The organism is Desulfotomaculum sp. (genome assembly GCF_982386235.1).
In genome coordinates, this window is record NZ_CEVWQM010000012.1 from 22604 (window position 1) to 48265 (window position 25662).

Here is a 25662-nt window from a genome sequence, read left to right on the forward strand (position 1 = left end):
GTGCTTTAATATACACAAGAAAACCCCTTATTTTATAAGTTATTAACAGACTTATCCACATTGTCCACAGGCTTTCTTCCACCGAACAGTGGATAAAGCATCTTTTGGCCATGGTCCGTGGGACTTGAGCCCTGGGCTGTAAACCTTGGACCTTTGCCTTTGTGGATATATTTTTGGCCGTCAGCTTTTTTAATGTACAGCTAGTATTTCTCCTCCCCCAGCGGCAAGCCTGGGACGGCATTTAGGGTTAATGGTGCAAAATCACCCCGGAGGTATTTATAGTAACCTGCACAGGCTATCATGGCTGCATTGTCCGTACAAAGATTGAGGGGCGGAAAAAACACCTGATAACCAGCTGAGGCAGACCTCTCCTGAAGTAATTGCCGCAGCCCTTGGTTTGCTGCCACACCACCCGCCACAACAATGGTTTTAACACCCGTTTCATTGGCTGCCTGGATGGTTTTATCCACTAGGACCTCCACCACTGCCCTTTGGAAGCTGGCAGCCAGGTCGGCTTGGTTTATCTCTTCGTTTAACATCTTGGCTCTATTTAGATAATTAAGTACGGCGGATTTTAGACCGCTAAAGCTAAAATCAAAACTCCCCTCTTCCAGATAGGCCCGGGGAAATTTGATTGCCTCAGAATTTCCGGTTTTGGCCAGTTTATCAATTAGCGGCCCCCCAGGGTAACCCAACCCCATGGAACGGGCTACTTTGTCAAAGGCCTCTCCCGCTGCATCATCACGGGTACGTCCTAGAAGTTTATATTCGCCGCGACTGGGCAAATATACTAGATCGGAATGCCCCCCAGATACCACAAGGCAAAGCAGTGGAAACTGTAACTCAGGCTGGGCTAAAAAGTTGGCCGCAATATGTCCTTCTAGGTGGTTAACACCAATTAAAGGAATATCCAGGCTATAGGACATCGCTTTGGCAGCGGCCACCCCCACCAGCAGCGCCCCCACCAACCCGGGACCATAGGTAACGGCCACAGCACTAAGCTCCGTGGGACCTATTCCCGCTTTGTCCAACGCCTCAATAATAACCGGGTGAACATTTTCCAGATGTTTTCTGGAAGCCACCTCTGGTACTACACCACCAAATTTTTTATGTATCTCAATCTGGGAAGCTATTATATTGGAACGCAGGTCGATCCCATCAACTAGTACCGCTGCGGAGGTTTCGTCACAGGACGTTTCAATACCTAGGATTGTTATGCTCATACTTTCCTCCAATGTTTTTTTATAATTAAAGGTGCGAACCCCTTTCCCTGCCGGAAAGGTCCCTCGCTAATAGCTAAGGGCTATTCAGGACCATAATCTGGGAATTTCACAATATCCATCCACATAATAATGGCGTCCTCGTTTGTATCCGTATAGTACTTTTTGCGGAGCCCTCTTTCCTTAAAGCCCAGTTTCTCGTATAGCTTACGGGCTATATAGTTTGAAGGCCTTACTTCTAAGGTCATACGCACGGCACCCCTCATAACTGCCTGACGCATCATTTCCAGCATTAAAACCTTACCTAGCTGATTCCCCCGGCAATTAGGCTGAACAGCAACATTTGTAATATGTGCTTCGTCAAGAACAAGCCACATACCAGCATATGCAACCACTTTTTCTTCTTTGTCTAAAGCTACCTGATAGCAAGCAAAATTATTTTGAGTAATTTCATAGGTAAAGGATTGCTGGGTCCAGGGCGTTGGAAAAGACACCTGCTCAATTTTCAGAACTCCCGGAATATGTTCAATTTTCATCTCCACCAGCCTATAATCCATAGCTTCACCTACTTCCCGCATTTTGCGGCTAACTTTACCTCCGCTTCGGATAAACGGATATAGTCGGCCTTAAGTTCCAAAGGCAATACGCCACCCCCAGCTACCATTTCCAGGTAGCCTAATTCAGCCACCGCAGCACCCCTGGGCAGTTGGCTAGCCTGTGGGCCAAATGCTGCCCGATCCCCCATTAGAGTTTGTATTTCTTCTTGATAAACTGGCACAGCATCCCCTATAAAAGTGATCTTCTCCGGCCATTTATCTAACCTTTGTACTAACTCGGAAATACGAATGGCCAGGGGCCCCGACAAATTCTCCGGTCGCCCAACTCTTCCCTTAAAGATATTGGCATAAACTTCATTTTTACGTGCATTTAGTATTGGACAAAGGATTTGATCCCTGGCAACCAAAGGCAAAGCCAAGGCTTCTAAGGTGGACACCCCAATGACCGGGATTTGCCAAATCCAAGCAAGGGTTTTAGCTGTGGTCATGCCGATTCTCAAACCTGTGAAGGAACCAGGCCCAGCGGAAACCGCCACCCCATTTATTTCCTTAGGGGTAATTCCTGCGTCCTCAATAACAGCCTTAATCATAGGCAATAAATTAACTGAGTGGGTGCGTCGGTTGTTTACCAGACGTTCCGCTAAAATTCGTCCATCCTCTACCACAGCTATCCCAGCCACTGGTGTTGCTGCCTCAATTCCTAGAACAAACAAGTTTCGTCAACTCCTCTACTAGCTGCAAATAACGACTTCCCACAGGTTCAAAACAAATGCTGCGGACTGACTCAGCATTTGAACCCCTAAATAAATTTATATTTAACCTTTCCCCAGGCAGAACCTCCTTTACCCTTTCAGCCCACTCAACCAGGCACACACCTTGTCCATAAAAATAATCTTCATAGCCCAAATCCTCCATATCCTCTGGACCACCCAAACGGTAGACATCAAAATGATAGAGAGGCAATCTTCCTTCATATTCGTTAATTAAGGTAAAGGTCGGACTTGTTACGGTATTGCTAATGCCTAGTCCCTTGGCCACTCCCTGAGAAAAGGCTGTTTTCCCTGCCCCAAGGTCTCCGTTAAGACATAGGATATCTCCAGCCATCAAAAAAGCCGCCAACTTTTCCCCTAATAATTTTGTTTCCTCCGGAGAATGGGTTTTGATATTAAACTTTTCCATCGTTTTATTTCACCTTCATTCATTCCATCTAAAATCTAAAACCTACCCGACCATAAAGGGCATCCCCTATCTATTTTTTCCAATCAGCCGAACGCATAAAATCAAAAACCCCTTTATTGACAAACTATGGTTATTATATCCAAGATCCGAATCCTGTCAAAGCAACTTTTCCATAAAAAAAATAAAACTATGCTACTTACGCATAGTTTTCAATACAACTTTGTTCATAGGAATCCTCATTCATCGGTAATTTATCCAACAAATTTTTAACCTCTTCGACATCGAAGGGTTTACTCATACACTTCATAGCACCCTTTTGAATAGCAATGGTTGCTGTATCTTCGGCACTATAGGCTGTCATCATAACTACTTCTGTCAGAGGAGCAATCTTTTTAATTTTGCCGAGGGCCTCTAACCCCCCCATAATAGGCATTCTTACATCCATGAAAACTAAATCTGGTTTAACCATACGAACTTGATCCACCGCTTCGACACCGTTTTGTGCCGTATAAACCCTGTGCCCCGATTCTTTTACCAATATTTCGAGTAGATAACGCACCCCCGCTTGATCATCTACAATTAAAACATCCAGTTTAGGTTTCATTTTTCTACTCCTCCCGACATTATGTGACATAATTCCATATTAGGTACATATTACCATTTACTACTGTGTTTCGACGGGAGTTTGCCAAATCCTTCTAAGAAATAAATTTTTTTAGGAAATTTTTCCTATATCGCCAGTACAGGACAGCCATTTACAAAAACCCTTTCAACTTGATGTTTTGGGTCAAATAATGGTTTGTCAGTAATAATAACATCTGCATCTTTGCCAGTTTCCAGTGATCCCACCCGATCGTCAATGTTCAATAGTTTAGCTGCGTTTATCGTAATCGCCTTGAGGGCCTCCTCTTCTGGCAGTCCTCCTTTGACAGCTAGGCTGGCCGATAAACTTAGCAAATTAATTGGTACAACCGGATGATCCGTCATAATGGCAAAGGGTATCCCCTTATCATGTAAAGTCATGGCCGTTGCCAAACTTCTGTTCATCAGTTCAACCTTGGCTCGGTTACTAATGATGGGTCCCACGATAGCCTTCACGCCGGCTGCAGCTAACTGGGGTGCAATTAAATGCCCTTCCGTACAGTGCTCTATCACCAGTTCTAATTGAAATTCCTTAGCAATTCGAATGGCGGTCATAATATCATCTGCCCGATGAGCATGAACGCGCAAGGGGATTTCCCTCTGTAATACCCGAACAACAGCCTCCATCTTTAAATTCCTCTCCGGGGGCAGCGAGTTTTCCTTAGCCGCCCTGTGGATCTTTTCCTGGTAGGTTTGGGCCGCCACCAAAGTTTCCCTAAGCAGGGCCGCCGAGGCCATCCGGGTAACCGGCATCTTATTACCGTTTCCATAAACCCGCTTCGGATTTTCACCGAGTGCACATTTTAGTCCTGCAGGAAAACGTATAATCATTTCATCAACGACTATTCCTGCGGTTTTCATAATAACCATTTCGCCACCTATGATATTGGCACTGCCAGGCCCCGTAACCACGGTGGTAACCCCCCCTGCCAGGGCATCCAGAAACCCTAGATCAGCCGGGTTTACTGCATCGACGGCCCTCAAATGGGGTGTTACGGGGTCCGCTGTTTCATTGGTGTCGTCCCCTTCTATGCGATAGGTTTCCTCCATTATGCCAACATGGGTGTGCGCATCAATTAGCCCTGGCATGACAAATTTACCTGTGGCATCAATGATTTCAGCTTGCTTGGGCAAATCTATATCGGATCCCACCTGCAGTATTTTCCCGTCATCGACTAGGACAATCCCTTTGGGTATAGTCGGTCCGTTCATGGTATACACTGTTCCATTGATAATCGCCAGCATCAATACTCCCCGCCTTCATAAACCAGTTAGTTATTTTTTGAAGCCTGAATAAAGCGCTTAAACAATTCAAAAACACGTTCATTTTTATACCACATGCATTCTGGGTGACACTGTACCCCCAGTACAAAAGAGTGGTTTAAACTCTCAATCCCTTCCACTACACCATCTAGGGACCGGGCATTAACAACAAAACCTTCCCCCACTGTACCAACCGCCTGATGATGATAGGAATTGACCACGATTTTCTCCCCCCAAATCCCCGCCAAGCGACTGCCAGGTAATATATTGATGGTATGTGTGCCATACCATTTGGGGGCTTGTTGACTATGTTTTACCGGGTCTTGAATCGCCGTCCCGATATCTTGCAGAATGTTACCCCCGACCGCAATATTAAGTACCTGAATGCCTCGGCAAATGGCCAGCAGCGGTAAATCCTGGGCCAGGGCCAAACGGGTAAGGGTCAGTTCGAATTTATCCCTTGCCGGGCAAATCTCTCCCATATTTGGTTGCGGCTCCTCACCAAACAAAAGAGGATCAACATCAACACCACCCGATAAAATAATGCCGTCCATGGACTTTAACAAGGATTTTGCGTTGTTTTCCGACAAAATGCAAGGTAAAATTACTGGCAATCCCCCAGCTGCCGCCACAGCCTCTACGTAATACTGTCTTAATAATATATTGTGGTTTTGCTCATCATAGGAACTGGTAATGCCAATGATCGGAACCATCTCGAACCTCCTTTTGTAGCCGTCAGCTTTTTTTGCTTATGAAAACTTCGTTATTCTTCGCTGTCGCTCAGGATGACATGAATTGGCTAATAGCCGAAATACCCCTAGCCATAAGCTAACAGCCAATGACTAACGGTGATGGTTAATAAAAATACACCCCTTAGCGGAGTGTATTCATTACGCTGTTAGATTTCCACCAGCCCAAGGCTAATTTCAACTGCTTGATCTACCTTATTCATCAAATCATCGTTTAAGGAGGATACTTTCTCAAATAGCCTGCTTTTGTCAATGGTCCTTAGTTGTTCCAAAAGTACCACCGAATCCTTCTCCAACCCACTAACTTTGGCAAGAATTTCTACATGGGTAGGCAGTTTTGCTTTGGCAATTTGCGAAGTAATAGCAGCAATAATGGTAGTGGGACTATATTGGTTCCCAATATCATTTTGTAAAATTAATACCGGCCTAATGCCTCCCTGTTCAGATCCGACCACAGGGCTAAGGTCAGCATAAAAAACATCTCCCCGTCGGATTTGCATGAAAGTTTTATCCCTCCGCTTTGGCCAGCCCAAAACCACTGGAAACATTTTCGATATGCTGGTATTCTATGGCCAACGTCAGATTCAATTTAGCCATTTCCAAATAGCCTTTTTTCATTTGCTCTCTTAAAAGGCGACGTTTACGCTCAGCAATATATAATTTCATTGCCTCCCGAATAAACTCGCTGCGATTGACTCTTTCTTCCTCGACGATATTGTCTACTTCTTCCAGCAGACTGTCGGGTAGGCTAATCATGATTCGTTTAACCTGTGCTTGTGACACCTACCGGACCCCCTTGTTCCATACTTAATACTATATGTTAAATATATACCCAAAAGTGGGTAAATTATGTTAGATCATTGTCCGGGGCATCCTTAGCAGCACTTGGTCCCCTATCCAGACAAATCTTCCCTGTACGCACCATTTCAACGATGCCGTGTTCCAGAAGCATATTACAAAGGGCATCAATTTTTTCCTCATTGCCGGTTAACTCAATTACCATTGTTTCATTGTTTACATCGACAACATTGGCTCGGAAAATATCTACAATATTTACAATGTCGGCACGCCGGCTTGGCTCATCGGCCCTTACTTTAATTAGAGCCAACTCCCGGTCAATGGAATCAGAAACAGCCAATTCATGAATTTTAATAACATCCACCAGTTTACTAAGCTGCTTAACCACCTGATAAAGGATATTTTCATCACCCTGAACCACCAAAGTAATTCGGGTAATATTAGGATCTTCCGTATAACCCGCAGCAATACTCTCGATATTGAACATCCGGCGACTGAGCAACCCAGAGATTCTTGCCAAAACCCCAGGCTTGTTTAATACTAGAACGGCCAAGCTATGTCTCATAGATAACTCTCCTTATCCCCAAGACCACTATATTTTAACACTCTGTTATAGCGGCTAGAGTTATTTTTTCTACACACACGTTCTATATCCCTGTATATAAATGTATGTAAAATGTGGTAATGCTATTCGACAACTTTGGTACCACAGTTTGGGCAGAATTTACCTTCCTCCGGTAACTCTGTATTACACTGTGGGCAAGCAGGTGGTTTAGGTGACAATTTATCTATCTGTTCCTTAAAGTTCTGAATTTCCTCTTCAATACCCTTGGTACTTTGACACAGTCTTTCTATTTCCTCCGCCAGTTGCTCTTCGCCCTTAAACTTACGGTAATAAAGCTCGCCAATAGCCTCAATGTTGTTTAGAATAATTTTTTCCAGCTTACTAATTTCATAACGCATTTTGGTGACTTCCAACAATTCTCCGGATTTTTTAGTTATTCCCTTTGCCTTTTCCCCAATATCTTTTGCTTTTTCACTAATGTTTTTAATGAATTCCATCCTTCTACCTCCTTTTTTAGGCCAGTTCTAAAATAACTGCACTCTCTTCACAGTTGGGAAACTGGGGGCAGTTAACGCATTCCTTCCAAACCTTTTGAGGTAACATCTCCTTATCAATTAAGTGAAAGCCACACTTAGCAAAAAAACCCGGCTTATAGGTAAGGGAGAATACTCTGGGTAATTCCAGTTCCTTTGCCTCTTTTAAAAAAACCTGCACCAGGGACTTCCCCAGCCCTTGGCGTAAATATTCCGGTGCCACTGCCAATGCTCTTATTTCAGCAAGGTCACTCCAAAGAACATGTAGTGAACCTGCAGCCACAATCTTATTGTCTATTTCTACCACAGAGAATTCTCTTATCCCCTCGTAAAGAAACGTGCGTGCCCGAGCCAACATTAATCCTTCTGCTGCATAATGGGTAATTAATTTATGTATATCCTCTACGTCAGATATTTTGGCTTTCCTTATAAGCACTGTTACACCCCTTAGTAATAAGAATATATATCGTAATATATCAGTTGTATTCGCTTTATTCTACAGATAACCTGCTATATTCAACAAATTTCACGAATGATTTTAAAAATATTATTGTAAGAAATACGGTTTAGGCGGGAACCCGAAGTAAAATCTACACATAAAATGAACCAGGAAGGAGGAAAGCTTATATGTCAGTGGTTGTTGCTAACCCCACCCCCTTACATCAGCACCTATTCACTGGTAGCACCATGACAGATGAAAATCATAGTCATAGTTTTTCAGGAGTTACCGGGCAGGAAATTATTTTGCCCAACTGTTCTGAGCTAGACCATGTCCACGAAATATTCATAACACACTGCTCCTTTTTAAATCTTCATAACCATCAAATAAAAGGTATCACCGGTCCCCCGATATGGGTTTCAGAAACCCAACACTATCATACTATTTGTGGTTGCACACTACCCTGTGCTGCGGATGACCATACTCACAATTTCTTCGGTGCCTCTAGGATTTCTAAATAAGATACTTATATAGCAAAAACCCCGTCGTTTTTTAACGTCAGGGTTTTTTACCTTAATCCCTATACTTTTGAAAAAGTTTAACCATTAAGGCTCCCGCGACAAAGCCACCAATATGGGCAAGAAAGGCTACTGACTGGGCACCTTGGAAGGTTTGATTCAATATTTGCAAGAGAAACCAAAATCCTAAAAAGTATAAAGCCGGTATATGAATAACTTGAATAAAAATAAATATCGGAATTAGGGTAAGCACCCTGGCATGGGGAAACAAAACAAAATATCCTCCCAATACACCAGCGATGGCACCACTGGCACCAATCAGTGGTGAAGTTGAAGTGGGATCAGAGAAAACATGGGTTAGCGTTGCAATATAACCGGTAAGGAGATAGAACAATAAAAAGCGAAATTTTCCCATGCGATCCTCAACATTGTCCCCAAAGATCCATAGGTATAGCATGTTACTCAAAAAATGCAGCCAACCACCGTGTAAAAACATTGCCGTGGTCATTAGAAGCAGCTGTCCATCTAATCCATAATTAAATAATTCTGCCGGGGTAACACCAAAGGTAAAAATAAGATTTTCCATGGCGGGACCCAAGGACCACTCAAACAACCAGGCCAAGGTATTTATTATTATAAGGGTTACCGTAACCAGAGGAAATCTCCTCGAAGGGATATTATCCTTTAAGGGAATCACACGTTTAACCTCCAGTTTTTAAATATTATATATCATATTATGTTTAGATTTATGGCAGCGTCATAATATTTTAGAAAAATAATAGGGGAGGGTCGCAATAATACTTTTTTAGTAAGAAGCGACGCCCCCCCTTTATTAATACACCTCATGATTATATGGCATCTATTAAAATTCCCTGGGCCATGAGCCATGGTCCTTACGTCATCAGCCGTCAGCCCTTCGTCCATAACCAAAAGACTTTCAGCCTTTAATAGCACAGCAAAAGAATAAAAATTTAATGTCATCCTAAGCAATAGCGATGGATCTTAGGGCTAACCTTTCCATGCCGAAAAGATCCTTCGCTATCGCTCAGGATGACATAGCTGATGGCTGATGGTTCAAAGCCTCAGGCCCCTGGCCCACGGCTCATGGCCATTTTTCAGGATCGTTCTCACGCTAATGCTTGGGACATGGATTTAAAGGGTTAAAGTCTTTCATATACTTGGGCTGTACTTCCCGCCAGGCCTCACCAATGGGCTGCAGATACTGCTCCCCTATCCTTTGCACCTCTCGTTCAAAATCCGCTGCAGTACCTTCACCTTCCACAAGGGTTTGCATCCTTTGGTCGGCATCTTCAGTGAATATCTTATAGGAAATTTTGCCGTTCGCTGTTTCTAGCTTGGCGAATGCTTTAAGGCGTTTGCCTTCAATATCCCCCACCATAATTTTATGGACTTCTTCACCCGGTGTTTTGTAAACATAAAAATCTTGTTCCGGCAGACGTTGCATCGTTTCTCCTCCGTCTCTTTCAAATGTTAAGTTTTCTAATTCTAGCATGCCGCCATTTCACTGGACTCATTCTTTGCATATTAAATGATAAATTCTTTTTTCTTTACGGGGCGGGCTTCTAATTCCGCTTTTTTATCTTCATAGCCTGGTCTACCCAGTAAGGCATAGGTGGCATTCTTGCCTTCCTCTACGCCGGGCTGGTCAAAGGCGTTAATCTTGAGCAGTTCCCCCGTAAAGGCTGTTTCGATTTCAAGTAACTGGATTAACTGTCCAACGGTAAAGGAATTTACCTCCGGTAAGGTAATGGTAAAATTAAGGCGCTGGGATTTCATTAAAGCATATTCCGTAGCCATTTGCTCCGCCGTAATTAGTTCAGAAAGTGTATGCCCTCCCAAAAAGGCTATTCCCTGAATTTGCTCGAAGACCTTGGGAATGTTACATTCCTTACGGTATCGACCAACTGCTAAAAAGGTAACAACTTTATCAAAAGGCCCCTCCGTGTATAACTGCACCTGTGAATGCTGATCTGTGGTTCCCAGGGCCTTAACAGGCGTTTGACCAACAAATACTTCTTCTCCAGTTAGGTCCGTGCGCTTGCCTAGACTTTCCGCCCAAAGCTGGGCATACCAATCGGCAAAATATTTTAATGAATCCGTATAGGGCATCATTACTGAGATATTCTTACCTCTACGCATGGCTAGATACTGTAGCGTACCCAACATGTAGGCTGGGTTTTGGTAAACATCTTCCCCCTGGCAAATTTTATCCATAAAAGCAGCTCCAGCTAATAGCTCTTGGATATCAATGCCGCATACCGCCGCCGCCAGTAAGCCAACCGGGGAGAGTTCGGAAAAACGTCCACCCACACCCCTAGGAATAATAAAGGTCTTAAAGCCCTCCTGTTGGGCAATCTTAATCAAATTTCCCTTTTCGGCATCGGTGGTGGCAATCATGTGTTTGGCATACGGATGGCCAATTTTCTCTTGCAATAACTTATAAACAATCATAAATTGTGCCATCGTCTCCGATGTGCTGCCGGATTTGCTAATCACATTAAAGACCGTCTTGGCAGGATCAATAATCTCAAGGAGATCATGAACCCGTTCGGGATCTACGTTATCCAAAACGTAGAATCTAGGACCCCGACGTTTTTCCGCAGGCAACTCATTATAATGCAGATGATTAAGGGCAGTTTGCACTGCCAACGGACCAAGGGCAGACCCCCCGATTCCCAGCACCACAAAATTTTCACACCAGGTACGTAATTCTTGGGCTGTCCCTAGAATATCCTGAACAACTTCCGCTTGTTCAAAGGGTAGCTTTCTCCAATCCATTTCTCCCCTGGTCCCTTTAGCTACCATGTTTTGATGTGCTTGGGAAATTTTCACAGCCATAGCATCAATATGCTCTTTACTAAACCCTTCCTCCGAGCCAACAAATTCCTCCATCATATTGTTAAAATCAATAATAAGCTTCATTTCATCCTGCCACTGGGGTTGCTGATATCTCATCATCACAAACCTCCTCAGAAAATACTTTCTATATTTTACTATAACAAACCTAATAATTCCTCCGTAAATATTGTGATAGTTTACCCCATTTTCTGATGCTATTGTCCAAAAATATATGCTTTGTTAGGCAAAGAACCATGATTATGAAACCTCATAGGATATCCTTTTTTATTAAATCTGTAACATTACGGCTATTTTTACATAATGTGGTAGCAGAAAGAGCTTTATAAAATCTAAGTCTGGAGGTATGAATATGTCCAAGGATGACAAAAAAAATGATCAGGCTAAGGCCCAGGCGGCATCAATGGGACCAGTGGCTGGTCAGCCAGGTATGGGGTACTCCGGTTTCCCAAATATGAACCCTCCTTTCCCCAATATGCCCGGCACACAACCAGGTTTTTGCCCTGGGACACCCTTCCCTGGAATGGTTCTGGCCCAGGCCTATATCCTCATTCAACCCTGTGGCAGCCCACAATTTGACCTGAGAAAAGCACTTGAAGTCGGAACCCTTTATCCCGACCTTTATAGACCCTATCCCTATCCCCATAAATAACTGGAGGTGAATACGGTGGATCTTAATGCTATGCCTCAAAATCAACTCCTTCTGCAAATTATGCAACTAGAATTTGCTGCCGTTGAATTAAACCTTTTCTTAGACACTCACCCTGATTGCCAGGAATCACTGGCACAATTTAATCAGATTCATCAACAATTGATGCAGTGTAAACATGCCTACGAGCAGATGTGCGGCCCACTGATTAATTTTGGTTTTTCGCCAAATGTGGGTAACTGCTGGAGATGGGTTGAAACCCCCTGGCCCTGGGAAATTAAATATTAACGGAAAGGATTTGTGAGTATGTGGCTATATGAAAAGAAGCTTCAAATACCAGTCAGAGTTTGTGGCCCCAATCCACGCCTTGCCAAATACGTCATTACTCAATATGGCGGACCCGAAGGGGAGCTATCTGCCTCATTAAGATATTTAAATATGCGTTATAGCATGCCTACAAATAAAGCCAAAGGGGTATTAACGGATATCGGCACCGAGGAACTGGCCCATATGGAGATTGTTGCCACTCTGGTCTACAAATTATTGGAAGGTGCCTCCGTTGAGCAAATAAAAGCTGCGGATTTAGGAGGACACTATGCCACCCACGGCAAAGCATTGTTTTGGCAAGATCCTAATGGGGTTCCTTGGGTTGCCGCCTATGTATCCGCCACCGGCGACCCGGTTGCCGATCTGCACGAAAACTTAGCAGCCGAACAAAAGGCCAGAGCAGTCTATGAAAACCTAATCCGGTTGTCGGATGACCCAGAAGTAACCAATGTTTTACGCTGGCTTAGGGAAAGAGAAGTTGTGCACTTCCAACGCTTTGGTGAAACTCTAATGGATGTTCAGGAACATATGAAGCAAAAGAAGTTTTACTAAACGCCTTTGAAAGTCCCCCCTTGATAGCCTCTCGTTATATGCCAAAGGGTTTCCGTGCTCCAGCCACGGAAACCCCTTTTCGTCTTGGTCTTTTATTCTATGTTCGTAATGACCTTCCTAGCCACTCCCGTTTGCTCTGCCACCTCTTCAACAGCCTTTGCCACTGCTGCAGCAACTTCCTCATTAAACACGGAAGGAATAATATTTTCAGCATTTAGCTGCTCTTCACCCACAATACGGGCTAAGGCATAGGCTGCAGCAAGACACATTTCATTACTAATGGTTTTGGCATGACTGTTCAATGCGCCACGGAAGATGCCAGGGAAAGCCAGGGCATTGTTAATCTGATTGGGGTAATCAGACCTGCCAGTGGCAATAACCCCTGAAATATCATAGATCTTCTCTGGTTCTATTTCCGGTTCCGGGTTAGCCAAAGCAAACACAATCGGTTTTTCAGACATCTTAAGGATATCCTCCCGACTCAGTAACCCCGGTCCTGAAACCCCGATGAAAACATCGGCATCCTTAATAACCTCTTTTAAACTACCGTGAATACATTCTTCATTTGTATTTTCTGCCAGCCAAATTTTTGCTGGCTGCTTGTTTGGAACATCTCGGGCAAGGGCCCCATTTCTGTCACAAACAATGATGTCACTTACCCCGGCAACCTTTAGCATTTTACAGATAGCCATACCAGCAGCTCCAGCCCCACTTAGTACGACCTTAACTTCGGCTAGTCGCTTTCCTACTACCTTAAGGGCATTGATCAATCCTGCCAGGGCTACGGTGGCGGTACCACGTTGGTCATCATGAAAAACTGGTATATCCAGCAGTTCATTTAGTTTCTCTTCAATTTCAAAGCACTTAGGTGCAGCAATATCCTCTAGATTGATCCCGCCAAAGGCCGGTGCCAGGGCTACCACTGCATCAATAATCTGCTGGGGTTCATGTACATCAAGACAAATAGGCACCGCATCAACATTGGCAAACTGTTTAAATAACACGGATTTTCCTTCCATCACCGGCAAAGCAGCCGTCGGCCCCAGGTTGCCCAATCCCAATATGGCAGAACCATCCGTAACAATGGCCACTGTATTACCTTTCATCGTTAATGAATAGGCCATATCCGGTTCTTTCGCTAGAGTTTCCGATATTAGTGCCACTCCTGGAGTATACACCAGGGACAGATCTTCCCAGTTTTGAACGGGTCTTTTAGCATTTATTTCAATTTTACCACCCAAATGCCTGGTAAAAACTCTATCCGCCACATGAATAATTTGGACAAAGGGAAATTCTTTCAGTGTAGCCAACATCGTGTCAAGATGGCTTTTATCCTCCAGGCGTATCATCAACTCTCTGGTTGTATGGGAAGGAGTAGCCGAAACCAAATCAATGGCACCAAGACTGCCACCTTCTGAGGCAATAATACTTAGTACCTGAGCCAAATTGCCAGGTCTGTTAGGTAGTTTTATTCTGATCGTTACATTAGGAGAAAGTACCATGTTGAAAACCTCACTTTGTTATGTTTTTGCTGCCGTGCTTCCATGGAATGAATAGCTGCATTTCTTAAAAATATTACGGATAAAAACCTAAAATTAATTATAATCCTATTTTGAATTTTTATTAGGTAAATTTCTAAAAATAGTTCTTGATTTTTTCCTAACGATACAGTATTACAGTATTATATAAAATTAACTACCGAGGGGTTGGCCGATTATTATGAAAATTACCATTATCGGTGCTGGAAAAGTAGGGTTTGAGACAGCCCGCCGTTTATGTGAAGAAGGCCACGATGTTCTGGTGGTTGATAAGGATGAAACTAAGCTGGCAAGGGTGGACGAACAGCTGGATGTTATGATTTTAAAGGGAAATGGAACCACCGCTCAGGTACTAAGGGATCCTTATGTGGTTGACAGTGATTATTTGTTAGCTGTAACTAGCAGCGATGAAGTTAACATTATTGCCGGTATGACAGGTAAACGACTGGGCATCTCCAAGTGCATTGTCCGGGTACGGGACCCCCATTATGCCATGGATTCTTCCTTTTCTAGAGAGGATTTGGGACTTGATTTAATCGTCAACCCGGAATTTGCAGCGGCCCGGGAAATTGTTCGTATGCTGACGATGGCCTTGCCCGTTCACACCGAGCCCTTCGGTCAAGGCAAAGTACAATTGGCCGATATTGCTGTGGATGAAAAAATGCCTCACCTTGTTAATAAACATATTAAAGATTTAGATATGCCGCCTTCCTGCTTAATTGTTGCTATTTCCCGCCGGGGAGGTATGATCGTTCCTGGTGGTATGGACATCGTTTTACCGGGTGACACCCTTTATGTATTGGGGTTACCCAGCAGTATTGACACTTTGGTATCAAAGGTTAAAAAGTGCCGCCAGAAAAAGATGCATAGCGTTTTGATCCTTGGTGGCGGTCGCTTAGCCTATTACTTAGGAAATAGGCTCTGTTCCCTTGGTATGGCAGTGAAGGTTATTGAACAGGATTACAATAGATGCCAGGAGTTGGCTGAAAGATTACCGGAAGCTCTTATTTTACATGGCGACGGTACCGATGTGGATTTACTAAACCGGGAAGGCATTGAGGAAACAGACGGTTTTGTTGCTGTGACCGGTTTAGACGAAGAAAATTTGCTAATATCTTTGTTAGCAAAACAAATGGGGGCTAAAATGGTAGTGGCTAAGGTTAGTCGAGCCAGTTATGCACCCATTGTCGAAACCCTTGGTGTGGATGCTGCCGTTAGTCCCCGTTTAATTACGGCCTCGGAAATTGTTCGCTTTATCCAGGGCGGCAGGCTATTATCATTGGTTATGCTGTTAAATGGCAAGGCAGAGGTGGCGGAATTAATTGTTCCCTCCAGCAGTCGTATTATTGGTAAACCATTGGCCAAATTGGGTTTGCCAAAAAACATTATCGTGGGTGCAATTTTAAGGGGCAATCATGCCATTATCCCCGAGGGTACGGAAAAGATTTTGGCCGATGATAGAATTGTTGTATTTGCCATGGGACATCCATTAAGCACCATCGAAAAGCTATTTGGTGTGGGAGGAAAATAATATTTATTAATAACCACAACTTGCTATCGTCTTTTAGCGCGGGCCATCTTTTAGTAGGTTTTTTACTTTTCGTTATGCGTTAAAATTTTCCAAATGTGTAATACTAAAGATACCTTAATTTTTTGATCTAAGTTATAAATTATTTGCAAATTGACATTTTTTTTGTTTTAATAAAGTTAGTGTGATTTTTTACGGCATATTAGGAAGGAGCAATAGAAGTGAAATTCCCCACCCTTACAATTGGTAAATTTACTCCAAAATACCCTATCATCCAAGGGGGTATGGCGGTTCGAGTTTCAACAGCCCCGCTGGCCGGAGCTGTTGCGGAAGCTGGCGGTATAGGTGTCATTGGTGCCACCGGTATGGAAGAACAAGAACTACGGGATGAGATCCGTGAAGCCCGCAGAATCTCCCCCAGCGGTATCATTGGTATAAATATCATGTACGCAGCCAGGGAGTTTTCTAAAATTGTGCATGCTGCCATTGAAGAAAAAATTGATATTATTTTTACTGGTGCTGGGTTTTCCAGGGATATTTTTGGTTGGGGCAAAGAATCCAATACTGCCATTGTCTCCATTGTTTCTTCCGGAAAGGTTGCTAAAATGGCAGAGAAATTAGGTGCTGCAGCAGTGGTAGCAGAAGGCACCGAAGCCGGCGGACATTTGGGAACCGATCGTTCCGTTAAAGAAATCCTGCCTGAGGTTAGAGCAGCCGTTAAAATTCCGGTTATTGCCGCCGGCGGTATTGTCGACGGCAAAGGCATTGCAGAAATGATTCGCCTGGGAGCAGACGGTGTTCAAATGGCCACTCGTTTTGTCGCCAGTGTAGAATGTACTGTTTCCGATGCCTTTAAGAAACTCTACATAAATTCTACCGCCGATGACGTAGTGGAAATCCTTAGCCCCGTTGGTCTACCCGGTAGGGCATTAAAAAATAATTTTGTTACACGGTTTTTTAATGATGACGCTCCGAAACCAGAAAAATGTGGGGCTTGTTTAAAGCATTGTTCTAAATCCTTCTGCATTATGCAAGCCTTGATGAACAGCCGTGATGGAAAAATTGACGATGGGCTTGTATTCTGTGGCCAAAATGTTAGTAAGATAAAGGATATTTTACCTGTTAAGGTTATTTTTAACCAATTAATTTCAGAGTTCAATAATGCCTAGTATTGAAAGAATTGATTGATTTTTCCTTTTATGGGGGGTATACTTAATATACCTCTAAGTTTTACTGCGCTGACTTGGCTATCTCCTCCCGAAAAATGGATCGGTGTCAGGATATCGGTAGTTCGTATGGTTGGCCCCGGAGAATTTAGGGAGATTATTTATTCGGAGGAGATATTTGGTGTTTTCCGACAGAAATCTAACATGCCGTGATTGTGGCGCAGAATTTGTATTCTCTGCTCGTGAGCAAGAATTCTTTGCTGAAAAAGGTTTTCAGAATGATCCTTCCCGTTGCCCTTCCTGCCGTGCAGCACGTAAGCAACGGATGCAAGGCAACGAGGGATATCGTCCCCAGCGTCAAATGTTTGAAGCAGTTTGTGATGAGTGTGGCTGCACCACACAGGTACCTTTTCAACCCAGTGGTACCAAGCCGGTTTATTGCCGCGATTGCTTTAACCGCGTAAGACAATAATTAGTTAATTAACCGAGTGCGGATAAGCATTCGGTTTTTTATTAGAAAAGCGAATGCTTTTCTATCCGGATAATAGCTTTCTATTATCCTTGTTCGGATGGTGCCCACCAGCGGCATAAGCGTCTTATACTATCTGATTGTGCTTAAAAAAAAACGCCTGGAAGGCGTTTAACTATTTATAGGGGTAATTCTTCTTGATATATTTTTCTTGAAATCTCACCACCTCTAATAGCTTCTTCATAATCGACCTCTTCCTCAAACCCTTCACCCATCAAGAATTCAATCGAAACACCACAGGTATCCGCGATAAGATTTAACGGTTCCCATTCAGGATAAAATTGTCCCTTTTCAAGCTTTTGAACCCATTTTGATGTTTCCCCGATCTTAAAGGCAAGCATTTTTTGGGTAAAATCTTGTCCACTTCGTTTGGCCCTATGTTCCCGGGCTCTTTTTACTTTGAGGCCTAATTCTTTTGGGCTATACACTTTGCTGATGCCTCCTTATTAAAAATCCTATTTATATTATTTGTTTTCACTCCAGAGGTATGAGTGGTAAATTTTCTTATACATTTGTCAAATAATTTGGATGTTACAAAGGTTAAAAAGCTTTGCACCTGGATTTGAGCTTATTTTTAGACGCAATTTCCACTTTTGGTTATTTAATACTGTTACAGATACATAAGATATATTAAGAATATGGTAAGGGAGGTATTTATTTTGCGTAGACATAAAACCATAACCATTAGTATCCCGGAAGACTTAATTGAATATTTGGATAGGAAAATCTCCCAAATTAACCGAAACTCCTTTGAAGAAACCAACCGTAGTCAGTATATCCGCCTACTAATTAAAAAAGATATGGCCAGTGTAATCATTCCCCCTGAGAACAAATCCGTTGCCCCGGAAGTGAATAATGATCTGGCTTTATCCGACCTAGATTATTATAGTTCTCTATTGGATATGGGGAGGTATAAACGATGATGTAAAAAAGAAGGCAAACCAACGGTCTGCCTTCTTTCCTTTATTGCACTTCCAGTGTTTTTATTTCCCCATCCCTAAGTTCTATGATCACATCGTATCCTTCATAATCTTCCAGGTCATCTACATCAATGCTTCTTCCTTTTCGATCTTCAAGAGTCACTTTGCTTGCAAAATATAGTTTATGTCTGCCATTATCTTGCTCAAGGTAGATATACCGAGAACTAACACTATAAAGCTCGCCTTCAACTTCAATGTCTTCATCATCGGTAATGATAATCTTTGAAACTTTATCACTTTTTAGGGTTAGTTTTCCCTTCGCTCCAATTAGAACCTCTTCCAACTCAATCTCTTTATTGTCCCTTTCGATGGTAACCTTACTGTCAAGGTCATAGGTTTTAGAACTACTGCCTTTGATGGTTATCTTTTTGCTAGTCAGACTGGTTATTGTCCCTGTATAACTACTGCTGGATGTTTCATCGGTAATAATAACTTTAATAACCTTGTCGCTGTCATTGTCATAAATTAGTTTAACATAATCCCTTTTGCTGACATCATCAAAGTCTCTGCTTTTACTGCCTTCAAGGACAGTCACCTTTTTGGAGACATCATAGGATTTCTCCTTGCCGCTTGAATTCTCTATGGTGATACTCCAGTTACTTGAGCTACCTACCTTAATGACCTCTCCATTAATGATCTCAACATCCAGAACGTCAATCCTGGTAACGTCATCACGGCTATCCAGCTTTAACTTAACATAATCCCCCTTGCTGATATCATCAAAATCCCTACTTTTTCCACTCTCATAGACATCCACATCGTCATCCACATCGTAGGTTTTAGTTGTTCCATCGGCCCTTTCAATGGTGATTCTCCAAGTACCGGAGGTAACCAGTTTGGTAACCTCACCTTCTAAGGCTGAAGAGGAGGATGAACTATCGTTAAGTTTGATTGTGACTGCTTCATTCTTGCTATTAATCTCAACCTCTACAAAATCTTCCTCTTCAATATCTTCCAGATCCATGGAGTCTCCATCTTTATCCCTAACTCTATAGCTGCTGGCTAATTTAATTGAACGCTCATAGCCATCCCCATCTTCGATGGTGATAGACGATGAATTTACGCTAACAACATCACCGAAAACTTTACTTGCTTCATTGAGCGGCACAATGCCGGAGATAATGTTCCCCACCTTCACAATGGAAACCCTTTGGCCCCTGGATAGCTGGTAGAAGGTTGTACTGACATTGCTTTTATTAATCTCCTCCGTGGTGCCATCGTCATACCTTACTGTGAAGTAATCCAAATACATGTTTACTACATAACCCTTACGACCGTTATCCGCTGCCGTACTAAGCAGTTTAATTTCTGTAACGCTGCCATTAGCCACTAAAATTTCCGCACTGGCTCCAGTAGTTAAGGCTGTTATATCCTTTGTGGTACCATTTTGTGTTATTTTTACCGAACTAACCAATGGGTAAGAAGTCAATGTCCCTGTATCCGTCTGAAAAGCCAGCAGCCATTGGCTGCCACTGGTTATGCCCTTGATGGTTCCTGTGTAGGTAGTGGTTATGGATACGCTGCTGCCTGGGCTTGCCTTGGTATTTGCTAGATACAGCACTTTACCCGCAGTATCCACCACTACCCTGAAATTATCACCTGCTTTTAAAGAAGCTAAGGTTACTTTTTTGCCATCCAAGTAATATAGCGTATCGGTCTGAACATCAAGGATTTTTGATTGTCCATCCTTGCTAACTGTAATTTTCTGCCCAGCCGTATCCACTTTACTGAGCTTAGCAATATAATATTTGCTAGCATTGGGGTTAATCTTGCCATTTTCAAATAGGCGTGAAATAATTGCCGCCATTTCACCCCTGGTCACAGAAGCATTGGGATCAAAGGTATTGTCTGGGCGGCCAGACATAACCCCATGCTTCACAGCCGCGGCCACAAAGGACTGTAGACTTTCATGAATCTGGGCCTTATCTCTAAAGGTTAGTTCAAAACCATCTGCCTTGAGGCCTAAAGCATTGGCAAAAAGTACTGCTATTTCAGCCCTGCTAGCAGCACCCTGGGGTTTCATCGTGGGAATTCCTGCCTTTGATATGTACTTCTTATCTGCGGCAAAGGCAATATTTTTCTTTGCCCACTCGGGGAAATCGGCCGGAAAATTGTAACCACCTGCTGACATATTATAATCATCCGCTGCGACCCGATGCCCAAGGGCGCGATTTAAGAAAACAATGGCTTCAATCTGGGATACCGAAGCCTTGGGGTCAAATACCCCTTGTCCCCTGCCACCTACTAAATCGGCGGCACTACATTCGGCCACAGACTGCTCCCACCACTGGCCTGTGGTATCTTTATAAAGGTGGGGAGATGCCGCCCAAGCTGAAGTGCCGACTAACATGGCAAAGATCAGAATCACTACCGAAAAAAGGTGCCTTTTTCCTAACAAAACAATACCTCCTTGGTTGGACCAGGCGGATGCCTATTGGGGGCACGACAGGTATCCGACTGGGCCAACATGCTTCTATATAGTTAAGACGCTTTATTTAACACTTCGTTACAAAAATAATAATTCCTGTATCAAAAATGGAAAATAAATGGCACCCTGTTAGATGACTCTGGGCCTTGGGCTTTTGCCTTTAGCTATTAGCAGAAAGTTAAAATACTCTAAGAATAAAAATTTTGTGTCATCTTTCGCTGTCGCTCAGGATGACATCGCTATTGTTTTAAGCTCACTGCTCATGGCTCATGGCCGTTTTTTAGTAAACATTTGATCAATTGACTGATAAATATCCTGCCACGAGGTGCAGCGAATACCCTGCCAGGGCCATTGCCTATTATGAGGAGCCTCAAATAATATCACTGGAACGCCACCACCATTAAGCTGATAGGCATTATGAATATTGTCTTCGACCATAAGTTTGACTTTTAAATCCTGACAAACTGCCAATTTATTATGGGAATTTAATAGGTGTAACTGGCTATAGGGTATATCATAGTCCCTTAACCATTTTTCCGTCACTTCCTGATATCTGGGATTTCGGGCCGTGATAATATGAACCTCCCAGTCTTGCTGAACCAGTTTATAAATACTTTCTCTGGCCAAAGGTATAACTGGGCTCTTTTTAATAATTCCCTCTTCCTTCTCAGCCATCAATTTAAAGAATTGTTCTTCGCTCACATTGTAGACTTTACATAAGCTATATTGGTTGATTTCTTCCCCACGCAAACTCTTACCAGAATACTTATTCATTGTTTCCACCAACAATTCAAGATTGTCGGCAACGGTTCCGTCTAGATCAATCCCAATTCTCATGTTCCCCTCCTAGTATCCCAGCATCCTTTGTCCCTGTAAAATAGTATAGCGAGAAACTTTCTACTTCGTCAAATTAGAAAAGCCAAGTTCGCGCCATATCCGATAGCGCGAACTTAGCTTTTCTTGTACTACCATCCATTAAATTATAATTTCAGATCGTATAAAAGATAAACATAGATAAAGAACTAATCCTTTGGACATAATAACCATAAATAACAATGTGAGGTGTAATCCATGACTCTATCCCCCGGTGAACGAACCATCTATGCTTTTTTTAATGACAGAGTAGCTGCCCGCGGCGCGGCAGAAGCATTGCAGGAAGCTGGTTTTGAATATCCCTTTGTTGATAGGCTTGATCGTCATAAGAGTGCAGATTACCTTTCTGCCTCCACACTTCATCCAGATGGTTTTGGGGAGCAGCTAGGCGAGGTAGACTTTAACCGCGGTTTTTTCTTTACGCTAAAAACCAAGGATGACCTAGTCAACAAGGCCATTAGTATTATTCAAAAACACGAAGGATTCGTTTAGCTATTAGCTGTTAGCCACCAAGAACCGGTTGCCATAAATCTTTGTCACCCTGAGTGATAGCGAAGGATCCTCCTGCATTGAAAGGTTAAACCCAAGATCCTTCGCTATCGCTCAGGATGACACAAATTTTCTTCTTCGTTGAACCGTTAAAATTAAGGTCATTTACTTTCTACCTTCCAGCTTCCTGCTAATGGCTACTAGCTAATTAACCTGCCAATTTGTTACATAACACCCTCACAATACCAACTCTCCTGCATACTATATATAAATTATCAAACTATGTAGGGGAGGTCTGTTTTATGACGAAGGATGAAAAAGATTTAGCAGAAACCACTGACGATGTTGTATCCTCAAACTCTCTCTTTAATAAAAGGCGCGGTTTATTAACTGAATTTGAAGCCTTTACCCTGGAGCCCAGTAATACCTGTGGTGCTACCTCCATACCCCTTACTAGCACACCTACCACCATTGCATCATTAACTGATGAAAATGAACTTAGCATTGAGGATGATTGCGACCGTGTTTGGTTAACTTGTACAGTTGGCTGGGAAGCAATTGCCAATGCACCGGACGGGGCACGACAGGGGAATAATGTGGATATATTATTTAAAATCTTTAGGGAGAATCGGAAGCACCATCGTGATCTTATTTTCAGCTGCTGCCAAAGTGCTAATGCAACCGAAGATAACCTGCAAACCACAACCTTTACCCACGTTGATTTACCCTTTGCCCACAAAGTTCACAATCCCTGTGAAGATGATCATTGTCATAAAGTACCTAGCGTAAATTATTTTGTAACTGCCCAACTCCTTAATGGCGGTCAGGCCAATGTAATTGGACCCATTACCTGTACTGGTTCACAAATTGCCCAAAATCCTAGATAATAATGAATTCACCCTACCGGCTTTGGTATCATCCAAGCGACAGCAAAGGATCTTGGGGATAGCTACAAGCTAACGACTAACAACTATTAAAAACCGGGCGGTTTTGCCGTCCGGTTTTCTTTTCTTACTTTTTAATTCTCTTGACACTGCTCCAAAAGAGGGCTAACTGTTAAATAGAAAACCTTAAATTCATCTTGAAACTTTGCCGGAATATCCATTGGCCATTCCATCTTAGGATCATCCAGGTATTTTTGAGCAAATTCCTCCAGTAGGTAACTAAGTGGTTGTGCCAAAATTGTGGTTATTGCTTGATCTAACTCCGGATAACAATGGGGCCAATCCTTCCTTAATAAAAAAAGATGCAAAAAGCTAGCAGCCTTTGAAAAAATATGTGAATCCGCTCGATAGCTTTCAATGGTGCCACCAATGTAATTCATCACATCATAGCCATTTTCATATGCCATCATTTACCCCCGTTTTTAACTATGGTATGATGGGCTATTCTTGGGGGTTCCTTTTACACATAGCTATGGGCACCGGGTAATAATAATGATACGCCAAACAAAGTAAACAATACGGCAGCAAAACCTATGATTGCCATCATTGCTGCCTTTTTGCCCTGCAATCCATAGGTCTTCCTGGCATGTAAATAGCCTGCGTAGATAAACCAGGTAATCAGTGCCCAGGTTTCCTTGGGGTCCCAACTCCACCATCTGCCCCACACTTCTTCGGCCCACACAGCCCCTGTAATTAAGACAAGCGTCATAAAGGGAAATCCTAGGGCCACTGACCAGTGCAGCATATTGTCGAGCTTCGATAACTCAGGCAGAGACTTACCCATGCCTTGATCCCCTACTTTTTCCTTTACCATGTATAAAATACCCAAGCAGCAGGAAAGTCCAAAGGCACCGTAGGCAACGATTGCCGTGATAACATGGAGTTCTAGCCAGAAGCTCTGCAGGGCTGGCATCAATGGCCGAATATCAGAAGGCAAGGTGCTGCCATAAGAAATAATAATGATTGCTAGCAAGGCAACCAGCGAGGTTAGGAGATCGGAAACAAACTTGGTTCTTAGGATCAGGAAAAAGAATAAAATACCCCAGGCAAAAAGAAAGGTAAATTCATACATAGTTGCAAAGGGCAGCCGACCACTGGTAACACTTCTGGCAATAAGTGCCAGGGTTAAGCAGACAAAAGCTAAGGCAACTGTAGCTAAGGAGATTTTGCTAAGGATTTTATTAGGCTGCCAAAGGCAAACCAGGCTAGTCACTACACCAAGAAAGAGCAGACCATAAGCAGCTAGGTTCAGTGTCCCTTCCATTAAAGCCCCACCTCACTTTTTTGCGCGGTTTTTAACGGTGCAAGATATCTTATTAAGAACCCTATTACGATTAATACAAAGCCAGTGTAGATAATTTTCACACCAGGATCTTGTTTTACCTCTAGCCCTGTATAGTAGCGATAGCTGGAAAAGGTAACGGGGTAGCCAGCTAGTTCCTTTGTTGCCCCTTCTGGAATCACTTCTACGGCAAGCAGCTGATCATTTTGCAGGATAGCGCATGCTAGATGTGGGTTATTGGGTAAAGGGGACCTTGAACGAAGATCGCCACTGCTTGGGTCAAAATCTGGTACGTAGATGACCCTCATTTTAATATTTTCCTTAACAATTACATCCGCACCATTGACCAGGTCAAATTGCTGCTCTTTCCCTCCGACGTCAATATGGCCTTTGACCTTCCAGCCATAACTCTGCTGATAAATGGTAAAGCCCTCAGCCTTGAGTGGATGGTTGACACTTATTTCACTGTTTACCTCATTTTTTTCACCGGATAAGGTTAGCTTACTAATGTATTGCTTTGGCTCAAGGTTATCATAATACTCAATCTTAAAATCCTTAACATGCAAGGTATATCCCGGGAAGCCCTTTGTGGCAAGATCGATTGACTCCCCTGTACCTAGTTCTAGGTATTCACTTTGACCAATTAGTCCGGATACCAGTGATCCAATGAAAATAACCAGTATACTTAGGTGAAGAACCACTGAACCTACTGCACGAATACTGTTTCGTGTTTTAAGGCGTTTAACCGAACACAATAGAATATTGGTTGCAAAAACTGCCCCCAGTAGAATGAACCACCAAGAACCATACAACTTATTTAGGGACAATAGTAAAATGAAAGCGCCCATTAACTCCCCATAGTGGTTTTTGTAAAAGAATGCTTCCTCGCCCTGGGGAATTAAACTACCGAGGGAGGATGCGGCACCTATTAATAATAAAAGAAAAAGACCCATTTTCATGGAGGAAAGGAGATGGATAACTCCCTTCCCCCCAGGTCTTGTAAATTTGCTATTTGTATCTGTCAATACATTTCACTC

At 43.0% G+C, this 25662-nt stretch carries 32 protein-coding genes; 10 read left to right on the forward strand and 22 right to left on the reverse strand.

Annotated elements, in window-relative coordinates:
• Positions 1–200 precede the first annotated feature (200 nt).
• From tsaD to AC1U9Z_RS08835, 12 genes are all read right to left on the reverse strand, one after another.
• Positions 201–1223 (reverse strand): tRNA (adenosine(37)-N6)-threonylcarbamoyltransferase complex transferase subunit TsaD, encoded by a 1023-nt coding sequence (gene tsaD / locus AC1U9Z_RS08780; RefSeq protein ID WP_479957071.1) that lies wholly within the window; start codon positions 1221–1223, stop codon positions 201–203.
• A gap of 80 nt (positions 1224–1303) precedes the next feature.
• A complete protein-coding gene (rimI, locus tag AC1U9Z_RS08785) occupies positions 1304–1777 on the reverse strand; it encodes a ribosomal protein S18-alanine N-acetyltransferase (RefSeq protein ID WP_479957073.1) in 474 nt (157 codons plus the stop codon).
• Positions 1778–1785: 8 nt separating this feature from the next.
• On the reverse strand, positions 1786–2490 hold the full coding sequence (gene tsaB, locus AC1U9Z_RS08790) for a tRNA (adenosine(37)-N6)-threonylcarbamoyltransferase complex dimerization subunit type 1 TsaB (protein ID WP_479957075.1): 705 nt from the start codon (positions 2488–2490) through the stop codon (positions 1786–1788).
• The gene (gene tsaE, locus AC1U9Z_RS08795; RefSeq protein WP_479957077.1) at positions 2471–2956 is read right to left on the reverse strand and encodes a tRNA (adenosine(37)-N6)-threonylcarbamoyltransferase complex ATPase subunit type 1 TsaE; all 486 of its coding nucleotides are present in this window, start codon (positions 2954–2956) and stop codon (positions 2471–2473) included. The genes tsaB and tsaE overlap by 20 nt, the downstream gene beginning before the upstream one ends.
• A 196-nt stretch (positions 2957–3152) precedes the next feature.
• Positions 3153–3560 carry a response regulator gene (locus tag AC1U9Z_RS08800; protein WP_479957079.1) on the reverse strand — a complete coding sequence of 136 codons (408 nt, stop codon included), beginning with the start codon at positions 3558–3560 and terminating at the stop codon, positions 3153–3155.
• A 125-nt stretch (positions 3561–3685) separates the two neighbouring features.
• Complete coding sequence (locus AC1U9Z_RS08805) at positions 3686–4843, reverse strand: amidohydrolase (RefSeq protein ID WP_479957081.1); 1158 nt, start codon at positions 4841–4843, stop codon at positions 3686–3688.
• A 26-nt stretch (positions 4844–4869) separates the two neighbouring features.
• Entirely contained in the window at positions 4870–5574 is a 705-nt protein-coding gene (locus AC1U9Z_RS08810; RefSeq protein WP_479957083.1) for a gamma-glutamyl-gamma-aminobutyrate hydrolase family protein, read from the reverse strand.
• Positions 5575–5759: 185 nt separating this feature from the next.
• The gene (locus AC1U9Z_RS08815) at positions 5760–6110 is read right to left on the reverse strand and encodes a type II toxin-antitoxin system PemK/MazF family toxin (protein WP_333529177.1); all 351 of its coding nucleotides are present in this window, start codon (positions 6108–6110) and stop codon (positions 5760–5762) included.
• Between the two features lie 7 nt (positions 6111–6117).
• Positions 6118–6393, reverse strand: a complete 276-nt coding sequence (locus AC1U9Z_RS08820) for a CopG family ribbon-helix-helix protein (RefSeq protein WP_333529178.1) — start codon at positions 6391–6393, stop codon at positions 6118–6120.
• 64 nt (positions 6394–6457) lie between these two features.
• On the reverse strand, positions 6458–6973 hold the full coding sequence (gene ilvN / locus AC1U9Z_RS08825) for an acetolactate synthase small subunit (protein ID WP_333529179.1): 516 nt from the start codon (positions 6971–6973) through the stop codon (positions 6458–6460).
• 122 nt (positions 6974–7095) lie between these two features.
• A complete protein-coding gene (locus AC1U9Z_RS08830) occupies positions 7096–7470 on the reverse strand; it encodes a zinc ribbon domain-containing protein (protein ID WP_479957086.1) in 375 nt (124 codons plus the stop codon).
• A 16-nt stretch (positions 7471–7486) separates the two neighbouring features.
• On the reverse strand, positions 7487–7942 hold the full coding sequence (locus tag AC1U9Z_RS08835) for an N-acetyltransferase (protein WP_333529181.1): 456 nt from the start codon (positions 7940–7942) through the stop codon (positions 7487–7489).
• A 191-nt stretch (positions 7943–8133) separates the two neighbouring features.
• On the opposite strand from AC1U9Z_RS08835, the gene AC1U9Z_RS08840 reads away from it, so the two are divergent.
• Positions 8134–8466, forward strand: a complete 333-nt coding sequence (locus tag AC1U9Z_RS08840; RefSeq protein ID WP_479957088.1) for a YmaF family protein — start codon at positions 8134–8136, stop codon at positions 8464–8466.
• 52 nt (positions 8467–8518) lie between these two features.
• Here the strand turns inward: AC1U9Z_RS08840 and AC1U9Z_RS08845 are convergent, their stop codons facing one another.
• The 3 genes from AC1U9Z_RS08845 to AC1U9Z_RS08855 form a co-directional block, all read right to left on the reverse strand.
• Positions 8519–9160: a rhomboid family intramembrane serine protease gene (locus AC1U9Z_RS08845; RefSeq protein ID WP_333529184.1), complete on the reverse strand. Its 642-nt coding sequence runs from the start codon at positions 9158–9160 to the stop codon at positions 8519–8521.
• A 435-nt stretch (positions 9161–9595) separates the two neighbouring features.
• Positions 9596–9928: a hypothetical protein gene (locus tag AC1U9Z_RS08850; RefSeq protein ID WP_333529185.1), complete on the reverse strand. Its 333-nt coding sequence runs from the start codon at positions 9926–9928 to the stop codon at positions 9596–9598.
• 80 nt (positions 9929–10008) lie between these two features.
• Positions 10009–11442 carry a glucose-6-phosphate isomerase gene (locus tag AC1U9Z_RS08855; protein WP_479957093.1) on the reverse strand — a complete coding sequence of 478 codons (1434 nt, stop codon included), beginning with the start codon at positions 11440–11442 and terminating at the stop codon, positions 10009–10011.
• Positions 11443–11692: 250 nt separating this feature from the next.
• On the opposite strand from AC1U9Z_RS08855, the gene AC1U9Z_RS08860 reads away from it, so the two are divergent.
• Genes AC1U9Z_RS08860 through AC1U9Z_RS08870 form a run of 3 tightly spaced genes read left to right on the forward strand, consistent with a single transcriptional unit; the run spans position 11693 to position 12868 of the window.
• The gene (locus tag AC1U9Z_RS08860) at positions 11693–11992 is read left to right on the forward strand and encodes a spore coat associated protein CotJA (RefSeq protein WP_333529187.1); all 300 of its coding nucleotides are present in this window, start codon (positions 11693–11695) and stop codon (positions 11990–11992) included.
• 30 nt (positions 11993–12022) lie between these two features.
• Complete coding sequence (locus AC1U9Z_RS08865; protein WP_333529195.1) at positions 12023–12277, forward strand: spore coat protein CotJB; 255 nt, start codon at positions 12023–12025, stop codon at positions 12275–12277.
• Between the two features lie 18 nt (positions 12278–12295).
• Complete coding sequence (locus AC1U9Z_RS08870; protein WP_479957173.1) at positions 12296–12868, forward strand: manganese catalase family protein; 573 nt, start codon at positions 12296–12298, stop codon at positions 12866–12868.
• 92 nt (positions 12869–12960) lie between these two features.
• Here the strand turns inward: AC1U9Z_RS08870 and AC1U9Z_RS08875 are convergent, their stop codons facing one another.
• Positions 12961–14370, reverse strand: a complete 1410-nt coding sequence (locus AC1U9Z_RS08875) for an NAD-dependent malic enzyme (RefSeq protein ID WP_479957095.1) — start codon at positions 14368–14370, stop codon at positions 12961–12963.
• Positions 14371–14587: 217 nt separating this feature from the next.
• Here AC1U9Z_RS08875 and trkA point away from each other — a divergent pair, with 217 nt between their 5' ends.
• The 3 genes from trkA to AC1U9Z_RS08890 all read left to right on the forward strand — a co-directional run bounded on the left by trkA (position 14588) and on the right by AC1U9Z_RS08890 (position 17572).
• Positions 14588–15937, forward strand: a complete 1350-nt coding sequence (gene trkA / locus AC1U9Z_RS08880; RefSeq protein WP_333529189.1) for a Trk system potassium transporter TrkA — start codon at positions 14588–14590, stop codon at positions 15935–15937.
• Positions 15938–16155: 218 nt separating this feature from the next.
• Complete coding sequence (locus AC1U9Z_RS08885; RefSeq protein WP_333529190.1) at positions 16156–17103, forward strand: NAD(P)H-dependent flavin oxidoreductase; 948 nt, start codon at positions 16156–16158, stop codon at positions 17101–17103.
• Between the two features lie 178 nt (positions 17104–17281).
• On the forward strand, positions 17282–17572 hold the full coding sequence (locus AC1U9Z_RS08890; protein ID WP_333529191.1) for a zinc-ribbon domain containing protein: 291 nt from the start codon (positions 17282–17284) through the stop codon (positions 17570–17572).
• A 176-nt stretch (positions 17573–17748) separates the two neighbouring features.
• Here AC1U9Z_RS08890 and AC1U9Z_RS08895 read toward each other — a convergent pair whose 3' ends face one another.
• Entirely contained in the window at positions 17749–18057 is a 309-nt protein-coding gene (locus AC1U9Z_RS08895; protein ID WP_479957097.1) for a helix-turn-helix domain-containing protein, read from the reverse strand.
• A 231-nt stretch (positions 18058–18288) separates the two neighbouring features.
• Between AC1U9Z_RS08895 and AC1U9Z_RS08900 the strand changes: the two genes are divergently transcribed.
• Positions 18289–18552 carry a ribbon-helix-helix domain-containing protein gene (locus AC1U9Z_RS08900; protein ID WP_333529193.1) on the forward strand — a complete coding sequence of 88 codons (264 nt, stop codon included), beginning with the start codon at positions 18289–18291 and terminating at the stop codon, positions 18550–18552.
• A gap of 40 nt (positions 18553–18592) precedes the next feature.
• On the opposite strand, the gene AC1U9Z_RS08905 is transcribed toward AC1U9Z_RS08900, so the two are convergent.
• Together AC1U9Z_RS08905 and AC1U9Z_RS08910 are read right to left on the reverse strand one after the other, a co-directional pair.
• Entirely contained in the window at positions 18593–21007 is a 2415-nt protein-coding gene (locus tag AC1U9Z_RS08905; RefSeq protein WP_479957100.1) for an S-layer homology domain-containing protein, read from the reverse strand.
• A 297-nt stretch (positions 21008–21304) separates the two neighbouring features.
• Positions 21305–21874, reverse strand: coding sequence for a 5' nucleotidase, NT5C type (locus tag AC1U9Z_RS08910; RefSeq protein WP_479957102.1), 570 nt, complete (start codon positions 21872–21874; stop codon positions 21305–21307).
• 234 nt (positions 21875–22108) lie between these two features.
• Here AC1U9Z_RS08910 and AC1U9Z_RS08915 point away from each other — a divergent pair, with 234 nt between their 5' ends.
• Both AC1U9Z_RS08915 and AC1U9Z_RS08920 read left to right on the forward strand, forming a co-directional pair.
• Positions 22109–22402 carry a hypothetical protein gene (locus tag AC1U9Z_RS08915; RefSeq protein WP_479957104.1) on the forward strand — a complete coding sequence of 98 codons (294 nt, stop codon included), beginning with the start codon at positions 22109–22111 and terminating at the stop codon, positions 22400–22402.
• Between the two features lie 299 nt (positions 22403–22701).
• Entirely contained in the window at positions 22702–23286 is a 585-nt protein-coding gene (locus tag AC1U9Z_RS08920) for a hypothetical protein (protein ID WP_479957105.1), read from the forward strand.
• Positions 23287–23417: 131 nt separating this feature from the next.
• On the opposite strand, the gene AC1U9Z_RS08925 is transcribed toward AC1U9Z_RS08920, so the two are convergent.
• Genes AC1U9Z_RS08925 through AC1U9Z_RS08935 form a run of 3 tightly spaced genes read right to left on the reverse strand, consistent with a single transcriptional unit; the run spans position 23418 to position 25650 of the window.
• Complete coding sequence (locus AC1U9Z_RS08925) at positions 23418–23750, reverse strand: hypothetical protein (RefSeq protein ID WP_333530633.1); 333 nt, start codon at positions 23748–23750, stop codon at positions 23418–23420.
• A 53-nt stretch (positions 23751–23803) separates the two neighbouring features.
• Positions 23804–24607 (reverse strand): c-type cytochrome biogenesis protein CcsB, encoded by an 804-nt coding sequence (gene ccsB, locus AC1U9Z_RS08930; protein WP_479957107.1) that lies wholly within the window; start codon positions 24605–24607, stop codon positions 23804–23806.
• Positions 24607–25650: a cytochrome c biogenesis ResB family protein gene (locus tag AC1U9Z_RS08935; RefSeq protein WP_479957109.1), complete on the reverse strand. Its 1044-nt coding sequence runs from the start codon at positions 25648–25650 to the stop codon at positions 24607–24609. The genes ccsB and AC1U9Z_RS08935 overlap by 1 nt, the downstream gene beginning before the upstream one ends.
• Positions 25651–25662: the final 12 nt, after the last annotated feature.